The 15,269-nt window shown below is 70.2% G+C and carries 12 protein-coding genes; 7 read left to right on the plus strand and 5 right to left on the minus strand.

The window, feature by feature from the left end; all coding sequences use genetic code 11:
• Positions 1 to 3: 3 nt before the first annotated feature.
• Both cobA and FDK12_RS00830 read left to right on the plus strand, forming a co-directional pair.
• Positions 4 to 1,068 carry a uroporphyrinogen-III C-methyltransferase gene (gene cobA / locus FDK12_RS00825; protein ID WP_137367798.1) on the plus strand — a complete coding sequence of 355 codons (1,065 nt, stop codon included), beginning with the start codon at positions 4 to 6 and terminating at the stop codon, positions 1,066 to 1,068.
• Positions 1,065 to 2,186 (plus strand): uroporphyrinogen-III synthase, encoded by a 1,122-nt coding sequence (locus tag FDK12_RS00830; RefSeq protein ID WP_104117251.1) that lies wholly within the window; start codon positions 1,065 to 1,067, stop codon positions 2,184 to 2,186. The genes cobA and FDK12_RS00830 overlap by 4 nt, the downstream gene beginning before the upstream one ends.
• A gap of 46 nt (positions 2,187 to 2,232) precedes the next feature.
• On the opposite strand, the gene FDK12_RS00835 is transcribed toward FDK12_RS00830, so the two are convergent.
• From FDK12_RS00835 to FDK12_RS00845, 3 genes are read right to left on the minus strand one after another with little or no spacing between them, the layout of a single operon-like run.
• The gene (locus FDK12_RS00835) at positions 2,233 to 3,756 is read right to left on the minus strand and encodes an FAD-dependent oxidoreductase (RefSeq protein ID WP_137367799.1); all 1,524 of its coding nucleotides are present in this window, start codon (positions 3,754 to 3,756) and stop codon (positions 2,233 to 2,235) included.
• The gene (locus tag FDK12_RS00840) at positions 3,753 to 5,942 is read right to left on the minus strand and encodes a molybdopterin oxidoreductase family protein (protein ID WP_137367800.1); all 2,190 of its coding nucleotides are present in this window, start codon (positions 5,940 to 5,942) and stop codon (positions 3,753 to 3,755) included. The genes FDK12_RS00835 and FDK12_RS00840 overlap by 4 nt, the downstream gene beginning before the upstream one ends.
• A gap of 3 nt (positions 5,943 to 5,945) precedes the next feature.
• Positions 5,946 to 7,352: an MFS transporter gene (locus FDK12_RS00845; RefSeq protein ID WP_137367801.1), complete on the minus strand. Its 1,407-nt coding sequence runs from the start codon at positions 7,350 to 7,352 to the stop codon at positions 5,946 to 5,948.
• 169 nt (positions 7,353 to 7,521) lie between these two features.
• On the opposite strand from FDK12_RS00845, the gene FDK12_RS00850 reads away from it, so the two are divergent.
• Both FDK12_RS00850 and FDK12_RS00855 read left to right on the plus strand, forming a co-directional pair.
• Positions 7,522 to 8,124 carry a GNAT family N-acetyltransferase gene (locus tag FDK12_RS00850; RefSeq protein WP_137367802.1) on the plus strand — a complete coding sequence of 201 codons (603 nt, stop codon included), beginning with the start codon at positions 7,522 to 7,524 and terminating at the stop codon, positions 8,122 to 8,124.
• A gap of 154 nt (positions 8,125 to 8,278) precedes the next feature.
• Positions 8,279 to 9,145, plus strand: a complete 867-nt coding sequence (locus FDK12_RS00855; protein WP_189636214.1) for a CAP domain-containing protein — start codon at positions 8,279 to 8,281, stop codon at positions 9,143 to 9,145.
• A gap of 109 nt (positions 9,146 to 9,254) precedes the next feature.
• Here the strand turns inward: FDK12_RS00855 and FDK12_RS00860 are convergent, their stop codons facing one another.
• The gene (locus tag FDK12_RS00860) at positions 9,255 to 10,130 is read right to left on the minus strand and encodes a D-alanyl-D-alanine carboxypeptidase family protein (protein WP_137367804.1); all 876 of its coding nucleotides are present in this window, start codon (positions 10,128 to 10,130) and stop codon (positions 9,255 to 9,257) included.
• 26 nt (positions 10,131 to 10,156) lie between these two features.
• On the minus strand, positions 10,157 to 11,134 hold the full coding sequence (gene coaA, locus FDK12_RS00865) for a type I pantothenate kinase (protein WP_223263003.1): 978 nt from the start codon (positions 11,132 to 11,134) through the stop codon (positions 10,157 to 10,159).
• Between the two features lie 61 nt (positions 11,135 to 11,195).
• On the opposite strand from coaA, the gene glmS reads away from it, so the two are divergent.
• The 3 genes from glmS to FDK12_RS00880 are packed head-to-tail and all read left to right on the plus strand — an operon-like array spanning position 11,196 to position 15,166.
• On the plus strand, positions 11,196 to 13,136 hold the full coding sequence (gene glmS / locus FDK12_RS00870; protein ID WP_137367806.1) for a glutamine--fructose-6-phosphate transaminase (isomerizing): 1,941 nt from the start codon (positions 11,196 to 11,198) through the stop codon (positions 13,134 to 13,136).
• A 54-nt stretch (positions 13,137 to 13,190) separates the two neighbouring features.
• Positions 13,191 to 13,562, plus strand: a complete 372-nt coding sequence (locus FDK12_RS00875) for a holo-ACP synthase (RefSeq protein WP_137367807.1) — start codon at positions 13,191 to 13,193, stop codon at positions 13,560 to 13,562.
• A 44-nt stretch (positions 13,563 to 13,606) separates the two neighbouring features.
• Complete coding sequence (locus tag FDK12_RS00880; RefSeq protein ID WP_137367808.1) at positions 13,607 to 15,166, plus strand: NAD(P)H-hydrate epimerase; 1,560 nt, start codon at positions 13,607 to 13,609, stop codon at positions 15,164 to 15,166.
• Positions 15,167 to 15,269: the final 103 nt, after the last annotated feature.

The raw sequence follows: 15,269 nt of genomic DNA on the forward strand, positions 1-15,269 counted from the left end.
ACCGTGCAACTGGAGATCGATCTGACCGGTCGCCGCGTCGTGGTGGCCGGCGACGCCAGACCGTCACGGAGGATCGTCGCCCGCTATCGGGCCGCCGGCGCCGAGGTGGACCTGCGCCCCAGCGCAGCTGCCTGCACGGCGACGGTGCTGGACGGCGCAGTGCTGGCCGTCGTCGTCGACCCGCCGTCGGGCAGGGCGGGCCAGCGCCCGACGGCTGCACGCGCAGACCAGGCCTTCAACGCCCTGCAGGAGCGCTGCCGTCGTTCCGGCATCCTGCTCACCCGCGAGACCGGAGCGACGGACACCGGCGCGGTCACCCTGATCGGCGGTGGACCGGGTGCCCTCGGACTCCTGACCCTCGACGCGGTGGCGGCCCTCCGGGAGGCCGACGTCGTGCTCTACGACCGCCTCGCGCCGACCGACGCCCTGGCACAGCTGGCCCCGGCGGCGGAACTGGTCGACGTCGGCAAGCTTCCCGGTCACCACCGCGTCCCGCAGGCGGGCATCAACGAGCTCCTCGTGAGCCACGCGCTCGCAGGCCGACATGTGGTGCGCTTCAAGGGTGGCGACCCCTTCGTCTTCGGGCGCGGTAGCGAGGAGCTCGCCGCGTGCCTCGCGGCGCAGGTGCCGTGCCGGGTGGTGCCCGGGGTCAGCTCCGCGATCTCCGTACCGGCCGCCGCCGGCATCCCGGTGACGCACCGCGGCGTCAGTGCCATGTTCACCGTCGTCTCCGGGCACGCACCGCTCACCGAGGAGGAACACCTCCACCTCGCGGGCCTCGGCGGGACGATCGTCGTCCTGATGGGCGTTTCGACGCTTCCGCAGCTCGTCGCCGGTCTCGCCCGCGCGGGGATGCGGCCGGAGATGCCGGTCGCGGTCGTCGAGCGTGGCTACAGCACGTCCCAGCGGACGACGGCCGGGACCCTCTCCACGATCGTGACGGCGGCGGGCGCGGCCCGGTGCCAGTCCCCGGCCGTCCTCGTCATCGGCGAGGTGGTGCGGGTGGGTCTGGAGCTGAGCGGTGGAGCGGCGCAGCTCGCACGCCTGACGGAATCGCTCGCGTCATGACCGAGACGATCCGCCCGGACACGGCGGGAGGACAGCTCGCAGGCTTCCGGATCGGGGTCACCTCCGACCGGCGGGCGGGCGACCTGATCGACGCCCTCGAGCGGCGCGGCGCCTCGGTGTTCCATGCCCCGGCACTGAAGATCGCGCCCATCGCCGAGGACGTCGAGCTGCTCGCCGACACGGCGGCGATGGTTGCGGCCCGACCGGATCTCTTCCTCATCACGACGGCGTACGGGATGCGTCGCTGGTTCGAGGCCGCGGACGCGGCGGGGCTGGGTGACGACCTCCTCGATGTCCTCGGTAACGGGCGTATCCATGTGAGGGGCCCGAAGGCCAGGGGAGCCGTGCGCGCTGCCGGACTCGACGACGTCGGCATCAGCTCCGATGAGACGACGGCGACCCTCGTGGACCAGTTGCTCGAGCAGGACCTCTCGGGGCTCACGATCGGGGTCCAGTTGCACGCCTACGCCGACGCACACCAGTTGGAGCGGCTGCGGGCAGCCGGCGCGACCATCCTGACCGTCACTCCCTACCGCTGGATCAAGCCGGAGGGCTCCGAGCGCCTTCCCAGACTCATCGACGCGGTGTGCGGAGGCCAACTCGATTGCGTCACCTTCACGAGCGCCCCGGCGGTCGATGCCCTGTTCAGCACCGCAGCGGAGCAGGGCCTGCAGGACGAGCTCATCCAGCGGTTCCGCCGGAGCGTCCTTGCGGCCGCCGTCGGCCCAGTGACCGCGCAACCGCTGATCGATGCCGGCATCGAGCCGATCGTGCCCGAGCGCTTCCGGATGGGAGCGCTGATCCGCCTCGTCTGCGATCACCTCGCGGAGCACCACGTGGAGCAACTCCGGACACGGTCCGGTTATGTCGAGGTGCGCGGCAGGTCCGTGCGGGTGGACGAGGTCCAGGTGGACCTGGCGCCCGCGCAGCTGGTGCTGTTCAAGGCGCTGCTGTCGGCGCGGGGGGCCGTCCTCAGCCGCGACGCACTGACGAACCTCCTGGCACACACCGGAGCGGGCCACGCGCTCGACATGAACGTCAACCGGTTGCGGAAGTCCCTTCCCGATCCTGCCCTGGTGGAGACCGTGGTCAAGCGGGGATACCGACTGCACGTATAGCTCGCACGTGCTGTTGCGTGATTCCGGGACCTGCCGGCAGCACTCGTCACGACGTCACCGCCACCGCGAAGTGCTGCTCGATCACGGCCCGGATGTCGTCGTGGCACCCGCCGCAACCGGTTCCCGCCCGCGTGTCCGCCGAGACGTCCTTCACCGAAGCACACCCGGTCGCCACGGACTCCTGCACCGTGCCCCGGGTGACTCCCGCGCACCGGCACAGAGTCGCGTCCGGCCCCCGAGGCATTGCGGCGGCGGCTCCCTCGATGCTGTCGAGCCGCAGGAGGCTCGAGCGGTCGGCGGGGAGTTCGCTCCCGCGTTCGAAGAGCAGCACCAGCTCGGCGCCGGTCCGGGGCATGCCGACGCAGACCAGTCCCGTCAGGACGCCGTCGCGCGTGATCATCTTGGCGTAGCGCCCGTGCCCCGGGTCGGTCCAGACCGCGACAGCGAGCCCGGGCTCCACGGCCCACGGATCGGCATCGACCTCGCCCGCGGTGACGGCATCGACGCCACGCGCCTTGAGGACGAGGACGGCGTCGCGACGGTCGGGAGCACCGGTGACGCCGGGAGGCATGCCGGTGAGCTCGGCCGCGAAGGCGAGGCCGAGCTGGTCGGCCTGCTGCCAGCCCGGCCCGATGAGGCCCTGCGGAGTCGTGACGCCGGCGCATGCCGCGCAGGAACCGTCCCAGCAGCGCACCTCAGCACAATCGCCGATCGCCCAGATGTCCCGCGTGTCGAGCGCGCGGAGTTCGTGGTCCACGAGGATGCCGGCTGCGGTGTTCAGGTCGCATCCGTCGGCGAGTTCGGTCCGTGGTCGCACACCGCAGGCGAGCACGAGGGCGCCACCCTCCACCACTGTTCCTCCCTCGAGGGTGAGTCCCGAGAATCGGCCCTCCGTCTGCCTGATCCCGGTGGAGGTGCCGGCCACCAGGGTCACGCCGGCCCGCGCAAGCGCCGTGGCCAGAACCCTGGCGCCGTCTCCCATGAATCGTTCCATGGGCGCGCGACCATTGTGGACGAGCGTGACGCGCCCTCCCTCCTCGGCGGCGGCGAGGGCTGCCTCGATGCCGAGGATGCCGCCGCCCAGGACGACGATGCGGCGCTGTGAGGCCAGGGCCGCCGACACGGCACGCGCGTCCCGGAGATCACGGAGGAAGCTGACGCCTTGCGGGAGGGGGAGTTCGCCGTCCAGGCCGTCGAGCTGTGGCACGAGGGGACGCGAACCGGTGGCGAGCACCAGGCGGTCGTAACCGATCGCTCGATCGTCGTCGAGCAGGACCCGCCGGAAGGGGCGGTCCACCCTCGCCACGCGCGCGCCGAGCAGCACATCGATCCCGATGGCCCTCAACGCAGCCGCATCCGCGAGCCGGATGGCTGCCTCCGGGGTACGTCCGACGGCGACATCCGCGACGAGCACGCGGTTGTACGCTGCGTCCTGCTCCTGGCCGATCACGGTCAGTGCCACCGTGCCCGCCGCGACGAGTGGTTCGAGGTGCTCGACGAGCCGGCCGGCGACGGGGCCGAAGCCCACCACGACGATCCGCTCCGGGGCGGAAGGAGCGGCGTCACTCATGCGAAGACCTCCGGTCGGTACGAGGTGCTGCGGCGCGCATGGGCGGACAGGGCCGATACCTGGACCGGGGTCGTCTTGAACTCGGGCATGCCCGAGACCGGGTCCGTGGAGCTGCCGGTCAGCAGGTTGGCGCTTCCCGATCCTGGATAGTGAAAGGCGAGGAAGACGGTGTCCTGGCGGATGTCCGCCGTCAGGTCGGCGACGGCGTGTACTTCGCCGTGCATGCTCGTGATGACGACGGCCTCGCCCTGGCTGATCCCCAGGTCCTGAGCGGTGGCGTGGTGGAGCTGCACGCGGGCGCCGGGCTGGGCCGCGAGCAGCTCCGGGACACGCCGTGTCTGCGTGCCCGACTGGTAGTGCTCCAGGAGGCGGCCCGTCGCCAGGAGCAGGGGAGCGGGGACACGCGCTGCGTTCGCGTCGACGCGCGGCGAGACCGGCACCAGCGCGGCGCGCCCCGTCGGGTGGGCGAAGGCCGCCAGGAACATGCGCGGAGTGCCGGTGCTTCCGCTCGGATACGGCCAGTACGCCGGGCTCCCGCCGTCGAGCACCTCGTAGTCGAGCCCTGAGTAGTCGGCAGGTCCACCGGCACTCGCTCGCGCGAGTTCGTCGAACATGGCCGCGGGGTCCTCACTGAAGAGGGACGGTGCGTCGAGCAGGCGCGCGAGTTCGCGCATGATCCACAGTTCACTGCGGGCACCTGCAGGAGGAAGGACAGCGGGGCGACGCCGGAGAAGCCGGCCCTCGAGGTTGGTCACGGTGCCCTCCTCCTCGGCCCATTGCAGGACCGGCAGGACGACGTCGGCGAGCGCTGCGGTTTCCGAGAGGAAGAAGTCGGAGACGACGAGGAGATCGAGGGAGCGGAGACCGTCGATCACCGTCGCGGCATTCGGTGCCGAGACGGCGATGTTCGCGCCGTGCACGAAGAGGCAACGGGTTCCGCCTTCCCGGCCGAGGGACGCGAGCAGGGCGACGGCGGGAAGGCCCGGCCCGGGGATGGTGTCCTCGGGCACCCCCCAGACGGAGGCGACGTGGGAGCGGGCCGCCGGATCGGTGATCTTGCGGTAACCGGGCAGCTGGTCGGACTTCTGTCCGTGCTCACGACCGCCCTGCCCGTTCCCCTGGCCGGTGAGGGTCCCGTACCCGCTGTGCGAGGTGCCCGGAAGACCGAGCAGCAGCGCGAGGTTGATGGCGGCAGTGGTGGTGTCGGTGCCGTCGGCGTGCTGCTCGATGCCGCGGCCCGTGAGGATGTAGGCACCCGGTCCGCCCTCGGCACCGTTGCGGGCGCCGCGCGCGAGCAGCCTCGCCGTCGCACGGATCGCAGTCGCAGGAACGCCCGTGAGGCCCTGCACGCGCTCGGGCCACCAGCGCGCGAGTCCGCGGGCGACGTCGTCGTAGCCGCTGGTCCTCGCGTCGAGGAAGCGGCGGTCCTCGAGGCCCTCGGCGACGACGACGTGGGCCAGTCCGAGCAGGAGCGCGAGATCGGTCCCGGGAGTGGGCTGCAGGTGGACGCCCCTGCCCTGCTCGGTGAGGCGGGCGGTCGCGGAGCGCCGCGGGTCGACGACGATCAGCCCGCCGGCGGCCTGCGCGCCACGGAGGTGTTGGACGAAGGGCGGCATGGTGTCGGCCGCGTTCGATCCGAGGAGCAGGACCACGAAGGCGTCATCGAGGTCCTCGAGGGGAAACGGGAGGCCCCGGTCGACGCCGAAGGCCCTGTTTCCGGCGGCCGCGGCGGACGACATGCAGAACCTCCCGTTGTAGTCGATCCGTGAGGTGCGGAGCGCGAGCCGGGCGAACTTGCCGAGCGTGTACGCCTTCTCGTTGGTGAGGCCGCCCCCGCCGAAGACCGCGACGGCGTCCCGGCCGTGCTGCGCCTGGATGCTCCGGACGCGCTCGCTGATGTGGTGGAGGACGTCGTCCCAGGTTGCCTCCCGCAGGACGCCGTCGCCGGCCCGCAGCAGGGGAGCGGTGAGCCGGTCGGGGTGGCGGAGCAGCTCGGCCGCGGACCAGCCCTTCCGGCAGAGACCGCCCCGGTTGGTCGGGAAGTCACGGCCGGTGACCGTCACGCCGTCGTCCCGGCCACCCTTGCCGGCCGGGGTGGTGTCCCCGGCCGGGCCCGCCGTCACGGTCATGGCGCACTGGAGGGCGCAGTAGGGGCAGTGTGTCTCGGTCCCGGCCGGCTCGGCCATCGGTCAGACCTTGCCCAGCGTCGACGAGCGGCGGAGGTAGAAGAACCAGGTGACCGCCAGCATCACGACGTATCCGGCCACGAAGCCGTAGAACGCGCCGTCGTAGCTGCCGGAGGCGCCCTTCGAGGCGTTGAGTACCTGTGGAATCAGGAAGCCGCCATAGGCTCCGACTGCGGAGATGAGCCCGAGGGCGGCTGCGGACTTGCGGGCGGTACTCACGGACTCCCGGAGCTCCGCCGACCCTGCTGCCGCGCCCCGCCGGGCGAAGATCACCGGGATCATCCGGTACGTGGCGCCATTGCCGGCGCCGGCCGCTGCGAAGAGGACCAGGAAGAGTCCGAGGAAGAGCCAGAAGTTGGACAGGGGGAGCGTCCAGACCACGGACAGGGCGATGGCTGCCATCACCGCGAAGGCGGCCACGGTAATGAACGCCCCGCCGAAGCGGTCGGCAAGCCGGCCGCCGAAGGGCCGGGCGAGGGAGCCGACCAGGGGGCCGAGGAACGCGAGGGACAGGGTTGCCGGACCCATCGCGATGGTCGAGAACTCCGGGAACGAATCGACGATCAGCTTCGGGAAGACGCCGGCGAAACCGATGAACGAGCCGAAGGTGCCGATGTAGAGCAGCGCCATGATCCAGAGGTGTGGTTCCCGGACGGCTGCGAGCGAGCCGGCGAAATCGGTCTTCGCGTTCGACAGGTTGTCCATGTACTTCCAGGCGCCGAAGGCCGCGGCCAGGATGAGCGGCACCCAGATCCAGCCCGCCAGTGGAAGGTTCAGTGTGGCGGCCGCGCCGAGGGCGACGGCGATGGGCACCACGAGTTGCGCGACGGCGGCGCCGAGGTTGCCTCCCGCTGCGTTGAGGCCCAGCGCCCAGCCCTTCTCGCGAGCCGGATAGAAGAACGTGATGTTCGCCATCGAGCTGGCGAAGTTGCCGCCGCCGAAGCCCGCGAGTGCCGCGACAGCCAGCATCACACCGAACGGGGTTTCCGGGTTCGAGACGCAGAGGGCGAGCCCGATGGACGGGATCAGGAGGAGCAGGGCGGAGATGATGGTCCAGTTCCTGCCGCCGAACCTCGGCACCATGAACGTGTAGGGGATGCGGAGCGTCGCGCCGACGAGCGAGGGCATCGAGATGAGCCAGAAGATCTGCGACGTCGAGAAGGTGAAGCCTGCGGCAGGCAGGTAGACCACCACGATGGACCAGAGCTGCCACACCACGAAGCCGAGGAACTCACAGGCGATGGACCACTGGAGGTTCCGCTTGGCGATCGACTTGCCGACGCTGCTCCACTGATCGTTGTCCTCCGCGTCCCAGTTGTCGATCCAGCGGCCGGGCCGGTGGCTGAGCGGTGGTGCGCTTGCGGGCTGACCCGCGATCAGGGTGGGGGATGCTGCTTCGTCGATGCTCACTGAAATCCTCCAGGGGTGGTGTTCCTGCTTTTCCCCGAGGCTAGTGAGCGCGCGTTTCCAGTCCTGGCGCGCTGCGTAAACGCTCCGTGACGTTCACCTATCCGTGCTTCCGAGGTGTTGTGAGACCAGGGGCTGCCCCGTGCCGCTCCGGTCCCAGTAGGGTCGGTGCATGCTGTCCATCGAACCCATCACCCTCCGCGGTCGCCGCGTCGTCCTGGAACCGCTCGCGGCCGACCACCACGACGGGCTCGTCGAGGCCGCCCGCGACGGCGACCTCTGGAAGCTCTGGTACACGTCCGTCCCCGAGCCGCAGGACATGCGGCAGGAGATCGAGCGGCGGCTCGCACTGCGGGACGCGCAGTCCATGCTTCCGTTCACGACGCGCCTCGTGGACCCGGCCACCGGTGCCTCCGGCAGGATCATCGGGATGACGACCTACATGAACATCGATCTGCAGACACCCCGCCTCGAGATCGGCTCGACCTGGAACGCGAGGTCGGCCCACCGGACGGGAACCAACACGGAGTCCAAGTACCTGCTCCTGAGGCACGCCTTCGAGGAACTCCGGTGCCCGGCCGTCGAGTTCCGCACGCACTGGCTGAACCACCAGTCACGCGAAGCGATCACGAGGCTCGGCGCGCGGCAGGACGGTGTGCTGCGCAGCCACACCCGCGCGCGGAACGGGGAGTTGCGGGACACCGTGGTCTACTCGATCCTGGCCCACGAGTGGCCGATGGTCCGCGACGGACTGGTGCACCGGATGTCCGCCTAGACCGGTGGTGGCCCGCGGCGACCCGTGCGCGGCAATGGCCGCCATGGTACTCCCGCAGGTGAACGTCCGGGTACGCAGCGCAATGGGGGTGGGGGTCGGTACGCTTGGAGTCCCTGGCAGGCAGGGGTAGCCGATGAACGGAACAGGTCTTATCATGAGGACGAACATCAAGCAGGCTCTGGTCGCAGTCTCGACCGCGGCAGTCGTCACCTTCGCCGGTACGGGAGGCGCATGGGCCGTAGAACCCGCACCCGGAACCACCGCTCCCACGCAGAGCACGTCGACGGCGGCCGTGGAGTACACCGAGGCCACCGCCGAGCAGATCGCGGTCGTGCTCGATCGCCACAACGCCTACCGTGCGTCCAAGGGCCTGCCGGCACTGGCGTACGACGCGCGGTTGTCCCGGGTGGCTCAGGACTGGTCGAACACGATGGCGACGACCGGCGAGTTCAAGCACAACCCCAACTACTCCGCGCAGATCCCGTCGGGATGGTCCGCGGCGGCCGAGAACATCGCGGCGAACACCACGGTCGGAGTCGAGGGCGCCCGGCAGGTGATGACCCAGTGGATCAACTCCCCGGGGCATGAAGCCAACATGGTCAGCACCAAGTTCACGCACATCGGAATCGGCGTGACCAACACGAAGGCCGTCTACGACGCCAACGGGGTCGTACGCTATGCCACCTACGCGACGGTGAACTTCGGGGGGTACAGCACCTCCACGGTCGTCGCCACCAAGCCCTCGGCGGCCACCAACGTGCGGGCCACCGCCGGCAGCAAGTCCGCCACCGTCACCTGGACCCGCGGTAGTGACGGCGGTTCACCGCTGACGGGCCAGACCATCACCGTCTATTCCGGCACGCAGAAGGTCCTGAGCGGATCCGTCTCCGCGACTGCGACCAGTGCGAGGATCTCCAACCTCAAGCCGGGCGTCGCCTACACGGTCAGCATCATCGAGACCAACAAGATCGGCTCGAGCCCCGAATCCGTTCGCTCGAACATCGTCAAGCCGCTGCCCTGACTCCCGCCTGCGGGCGGGCGGTGAGCCCGCCCGCGGACGGCGGCGTGCTTCACGAGCGCACCGATGACGAGCCCCGATGAAGAGCTCCGACATAGAGCCCGGCTGAGGATCAGTACGACGGCGCCGCAGGCAGCCCGAAGTGCTCCTCGAGCGTCTGGGTCCCGGCAGATTCCATCGCGAGGGAGACGTCCTTGCCGACGAAGCGGAAGTGCCAGGACTCCGCCGAGAAGCCGGTGATCTCGTGGAAGCCGGCCGGATAGCGGAGGACGAACCCGAACTCGGCGGCATGTGCTGCGGCCCACTGGGCAGCGGGTGTGTCCCGGAAGCACAGGACGAGGGTGCAGGCGCCGTCGGCCTGGCCGATGTCGAAGGCGAGTCCCGTCTGGTGTTCCGAGAATCCGGGACGCGCCGAGACCGTGTCCGCGCCGGCGGCGTCGCCGTACTCTCCCACCCAGTAGGCGTAGGTGGATTCCTGGTTGGCGAACGAGCGGTAGCCGCTCACGATGACCAGCCCGACGCCGTCCCCCGCCGCAGCCGCGAACATCTCCTCGACGGCAGCAGCTGTGTCGGGGCGCAGGAGTGCATTGTCGGTGGCCGTCGCCACGTCGGGTCGGCGCAGGTCGGAGGGAGCGTAGTCCAGCGGCTCGAGCGGGCGGCGCTTGTTCACGACGACGTCGACGGAGCCCGGATCGGAGTGCAGGTCCGTGGCCGGCGGGGGCGCCGTCGGACCCTCGGCAGTCCCTGGGCCGCTGACTGCGGGGCCGGGTTCACGCTGGGCCGGTGCGGGGAGAACGCCGGCCGGGGCGGGCAGGTCTGCGGCCCCGCCGGACGCCGCCGGTGACGGCGGCCGGATGGACCCTGGGGAGGACCCCGCAGGGGAGTCCGGCGCGGCGTCCGTGGTCCCCGTCGAACCCGGTGCCTGTACCCGGTCCGTCGCGGTGTTCGACGGCGAGCAGGCAGAGAGCCCGATCACGAGGACCGCCATGGCAGCACTGCGCCTGCGACGCACCGTCAGGTCTTCCGCAACAGCATGCGGCGGATCGAGTGGTCGGCGTCCTTCGTCAGGACGAGTTGGGCCCTGCCCCGCGTGGGCAGGACGTTCGCCACCAGATTGGGCTCGTTGATGCGCTCCCAGATGCTCTTGGCCGTCAGCCGCGCCTCCTCGTCCGTGAGGTTCGCGTACCGGTGGAAGTAGGACTCCGGATCGGCGAACGCGCTCGAGCGCAGTGACTGGAACCGGTTGATGTACCACTGCTCGATGTGCGCGGTCTTCGCATCCACGTAGATCGAGAAGTCGAAGAAGTCGCTCAGGGCGAGACCGGTAATGCCGTCGGGGCGCGGTCGAGCGGGTGCCAGGACGTTGAGCCCCTCGACGATCAGCACGTCGGGCCGCCGGACGACGACCTCACGGCCCGGCACGATGTCATAGGTGAGGTGCGAATACCAGGGCGCGCGCACCTCGGCCGCGCCGCTCTTGACCTCACTCACGAAGCGCAGCAGGCGGCGGCGGTCGTAGGACTCGGGGAATCCCTTGCGCTGCATGAGGCCGCGCCGCTCGAGCTCCGCGTTGGGATACAGGAAGCCGTCGGTCGTGACGAGCTCGACATTCGGCGTGTCGGGCCACCGCCGCAGCAGTTCGCGCAGCACCCTCGCCGTCGTCGACTTGCCCACCGCCACGGACCCGGCGACGCCGATGACGAACGGCGTCCGCGTGGTGCTCTCTCCGAGGAAGGTGTTCGTGGCCGCGTGAAGCTGCCCGGCCGCGGCCGTGTAGAGGTTCAGGAGACGGGAGAGCGGGAGGTAGACCTCACGCACCTCGTCGAGGTTCAGTGCGTCGCCGAGGCCGCGAAGCCGCTGCACGTCCTCGACGTTGAGAGGACTCTGGATCTCGTGCGACAGCCGGGACCACATGGGGCGGTCGAGCTCGACGAAGGGCGTGATCGATTCGGCACCGGTGGCCTGCTGGGTACCCGTGCTCCTGTCACTCACCTCACGATTCTGCCCGGTGCCCTGCGCATTAACAAACACAGCCACCGGTAGTCTTGATGACATGTGTGGAATCGTTGGGTATGTAGGCCGGGACCACGGCCAGGGATCGTCGGTGCTGAACTCTGTCGCCCCGGCTTTCGAGCAGGAACCGTCCGAAGCGCAGCACGGCGCGCTCGACGTCGTCATGGAGGGCCTCCGGCGCCTCGAGTACCGCGGCTACGACTCCGCGGGCGTCGCGGTCATCACGCCGGCCGGCATCGAGTCGCGCAAGAAGGCCGGCAAGCTGACCAACCTCGTCGACGAGCTCGCAGCCGACCCGCTGCCGCGGTCGCTGACCGGCATCGGCCACACCCGGTGGGCGACCCATGGCGGGCCCACCGACCAGAACGCGCACCCGCACCTGGCGGACGGCGGCAAGCTCGCGCTGATCCACAACGGGATCATCGAGAACTACGCCGAGCTCAAGGCCGAACTCACGGGTGAGGGCCTGGCCTTCATCTCGGACACGGACACCGAGGTCGCGGCCGGACTCGTCGGCTACCTCTACCGCGGGCTCGTGGAGAGCGGCGCCGAGGGTGACCTCCTCACCCTCGCCCTGCAGCAGGCCTGCCAGCGACTCGAGGGCGCGTTCACCCTCCTCGCGATCCACCAGGACCAGCCGGGCACCGTCGTCGCCGGTCGGCGCAACTCGCCGCTCGTCGTCGGGCTGGGCGACGGCGAGAACTTCCTGGGCTCGGACGTCTCCGGCTTCATCGACTTCACGCGCCGCGCCGTCGAGCTCGGCCAGGACCAGATCGTGACCATCACGCCCGACGACGTCGTCATCACCGATTTCTTCGGTGCTCCGGCCGAGGGTACCGAGTTCCACGTCAGCTGGGACGCCGCCGCAGCGGAGAAGGGCGGCTTCGACTCGTTCATGGAGAAGGAGATCCACGACCAGCCCGACGCCGTCGGCCAGACCCTGCTCGGCCGCTCGGACGTCTCCGGGAACCTGGTCCTCGACGAATTGCGCATCGACGAGTCGATCCTGCGTTCGGTCGACAAGATCGTGGTGCTGGCCTGCGGTACCTCCGCATACGCCGGCCAGGTGGCGAAGTACGCAATCGAGCACTGGTGCCGCATCCCGACCGAGATCGAACTGTCGCACGAGTTCCGCTACCGCGACCCGATCGTGAACGAGAAGACCCTCGTGGTCGCCATCTCGCAGTCCGGCGAGACCATGGATACGCTCATGGCCGTCCGGTACGCCCGCGAGCAGGGCGCCAAGGTCGTCGCGATCTGCAACACCAACGGCTCGACGATCCCCCGGGAATCGGATGCCGTCCTGTACACGCACGCCGGCCCGGAGATCGCCGTCGCCTCGACCAAGGCATTCCTCGCGCAGATCACCGCCGCCTACCTGCTGGGGCTGTACCTCGCGCAGCTGCGCGGCAACAAGTACCGCGACGAGATCGCGGACGTCCTCGCCGATCTCTCGGAGATCCCGGCCAAGATCCAGGCCATCCTCGATGACGCCGACAAGATCAAGCAGCTCGGCGCGGACATGGCCACTGCCAAGTCCGTGCTCTTCCTCGGCCGCCACGTGGGCTTCCCGGTGGCCATGGAGGGTGCGCTGAAGCTGAAGGAACTGGCCTACATCCACGCGGAGGGGTTCGCCGCGGGCGAGCTCAAGCACGGCCCGATCGCCCTGATCGAGGAGGGCCAGCCCGTCGTGGTGGTCATGCCGTCCCCGAGTGCCCGCGACTCGCTGCATTCGAAGGTGGTCTCGAACGTGCAGGAGATCCGCGCGCGCGGCGCGGTGACGATCGTCATCGCGGAGGAGGGCGACACCTCGGTCGAGGCGTACTCGGAGCACGTGTTCTACGTTCCGGCCTCCCCGACCCTGCTCGCCCCGCTGCTGACGACGGTCCCGCTGCAGATCTTCGCCCTCGCCCTGGCGAGCGCGAAGGGCTACGACGTCGATCAGCCCCGCAACCTGGCAAAGTCGGTCACGGTTGAGTAGTTCCAGTCCGGTGCCGCCGCGGACCTGCGGGGCGGCACCCTGCCGGGGGACGGCGTGATCGTCGGCATCGGGGTCGACGTCGTGGACATCGACCGCTTCCGGCAGCAGCTCGAGCGCACTCCGGCGCTGGTCGAACGCCTCTTCGTGCCGTCGGAGCGCCAGCTCAACACCCGTTCCCTCGCAGCGCGCTTCGCTGCGAAGGAGGCTGTCGCCAAGGCCCTCGGCGCACCCGTCGGCATGAACTGGCAGCACTGCACCATCGAGGTCGACGACGCCGGCGCGCCCTCCGTCGTCGTCCACGGCACGGTGGCGGACGCTGCACGGGCGCGGGGCGTCGAGACCTGGCACCTGTCGATCAGCCACGACGGCGGGCTCGCCACGGCCATGGTAGTGGCCGAAGGCACTACACCGTCCGGCCGAAAATAGTAACCGTACTGATTATCGGCCGGCTTACCGCTAAGCTCGACCATATGCTCAAGGCCTTCTCCGGTGCTGACGTCCGCTCTGCGGAAGCACCCCTCATCGATGCCGGGCACGGCGACGCCCTCCTGCAGAAGGCCGCCCACGGGCTCTTCGGCGTCGTGCTCGGTTTGTTGCGCGACGCCGGTCGCGGCACCTACGGGGCAACCGTCGTCGTGCTGGCGGGCAGCGGCAACAACGGTGCGGATGCCCTGTACGCGGGGGAGCGGCTCCTGCGCAGGGGAGCGGGAGCGACGGCGATCCTCACCTCGGACCGCGCGCACGCGGCCTCCCTCGACGCCTTCGTCGCCGCCGGCGGAACCATGATCAGGCTCGACGACGCCGACACCACGGACCTCGCCGCCCATGCCGCTGCCGCGGACGTCCTGATCGACGGCGTGCTCGGCACCGGGTCCAGCGGCGGCCTGCGGGGTTCCGCCCGGACCTTCGTCCAATCGTTCAACAGCGTCGCCGGCCCGCGAAGGACACGGTCCACGATCGTCGTCGCGTGCGACCTCCCGAGCGGGATCGGTGTGGACACCGGTGTCGTCGACGGGCCCGTCCTGTCCGCCGATGCGACGGTCACCTTCGGAGCCGCAAAGCCGGGCCTGCTCATCGGCGACGGCGCCGTTGCGGCCGGTGAGCTCGATGTCGTCGACATCGGGCTCGACCTCTCGGCCTTCACCCCGGCTGCGCACAGCATGGTCGACGGCGATGTCGCCGCCCTGCTGCGCCTGCCCCGGCCGCGGGACCACAAGTACTCCCGCGGTGTCCTCGGCGTCGCGGCCGGGTCCGCCCGCTACCCGGGCGCCGCCGCGCTCGCCGTGGGCGCCGCCCTCGCCACCGGCGTCGGCATGGTGCGCTATCTCGGGCCGGACGCCGTCGCGGCGCTCGTCCATCAGCGCAACCCGGAGGTGGTGGCGTCCTCCGGTTCGGTCGCTGACGCGCGTTCCCAGGCATGGCTCGTCGGGCCCGGTGCCGTCGACGACGACGCCCAGCGCCAGCGCGCGGTCGATGCCATCGCCTCCGGACTCCCCGTCGTCGTCGATGCCGGTGCTCTCGCAGAGATCACGGAGCGTGTGGGACCGCAGGTCGTCCTGACGCCGCATGCCGGCGAGCTGCGGCAACTGCTCGCCGACCGAGGGATCGACGTCGAGCGCTCCGAGATCGAAGCCGAGCCGGCCAGGTTTGCGCTGAGGGCCGCCGAGACCACCGGCGCCACCGTCCTGCTCAAGGGTTTCACCACCGTCGTGGCTGCACCGTCGGGAACACTGTTCGCGCAGGCCGATGCCACGCCCTGGCTCGCCACCGCCGGTTCCGGGGACACGCTCTCCGGGATTGTCGGAGCACTCGCGGCGACGCTGGCGGAGGACGACGGAGCAGCAGCCCGAGTCGGCGTCGCGCAGGAGGACCTGTGGGCGGCGATCGCGGCGGCAGGAGCGCTGATCCATGGCAGGGCGGGGCAGCGGGCGGCGCGGCGAGGACCGATCGTGGTGTCCGAGCTGCCTGCCGGGATCGGTGCCGTGGTCGGGGACCTCCTCGAGGAGCGACGCCTAGCCGCAGTGACGTGAGGTGTGGAACGGATCGGAATTAACCCGACCGACAGATGAATGCGCTATGTATGGAGCAAGCACGCGGGGCACCAGGACCCCGAAGCCTGCGAGTAACACCGAG

Source organism: Arthrobacter sp. NamB2 (assembly GCF_005281365.1).
GTDB lineage: Bacteria > Actinomycetota > Actinomycetes > Actinomycetales > Micrococcaceae > Arthrobacter_D.

What these genes read in the sequence shown, in the direction of transcription:
- FDK12_RS00830 (WP_104117251.1), top strand. Translation starts at nt 1,065, where the DNA reads ATGACCGAGACGATCCGCCCGGACACGGCGGGAGGACAGCTCGCAGGC.
- FDK12_RS00835 (WP_137367799.1), bottom strand. Translation starts at nt 3,756, where the DNA reads ATGAGTGACGCCGCTCCTTCCGCCCCGGAGCGGATCGTCGTGGTGGGC.
- FDK12_RS00840 (WP_137367800.1), bottom strand. Translation starts at nt 5,942, where the DNA reads ATGGCCGAGCCGGCCGGGACCGAGACACACTGCCCCTACTGCGCCCTC.
- FDK12_RS00850 (WP_137367802.1), top strand. Translation starts at nt 7,522, where the DNA reads ATGCTGTCCATCGAACCCATCACCCTCCGCGGTCGCCGCGTCGTCCTG.
- FDK12_RS00855 (WP_189636214.1), top strand. Translation starts at nt 8,279, where the DNA reads ATGAGGACGAACATCAAGCAGGCTCTGGTCGCAGTCTCGACCGCGGCA.
- FDK12_RS00860 (WP_137367804.1), bottom strand. Translation starts at nt 10,130, where the DNA reads ATGGCGGTCCTCGTGATCGGGCTCTCTGCCTGCTCGCCGTCGAACACC.
- glmS (WP_137367806.1), top strand. Translation starts at nt 11,196, where the DNA reads ATGTGTGGAATCGTTGGGTATGTAGGCCGGGACCACGGCCAGGGATCG.
- FDK12_RS00880 (WP_137367808.1), top strand. Translation starts at nt 13,607, where the DNA reads ATGCTCAAGGCCTTCTCCGGTGCTGACGTCCGCTCTGCGGAAGCACCC.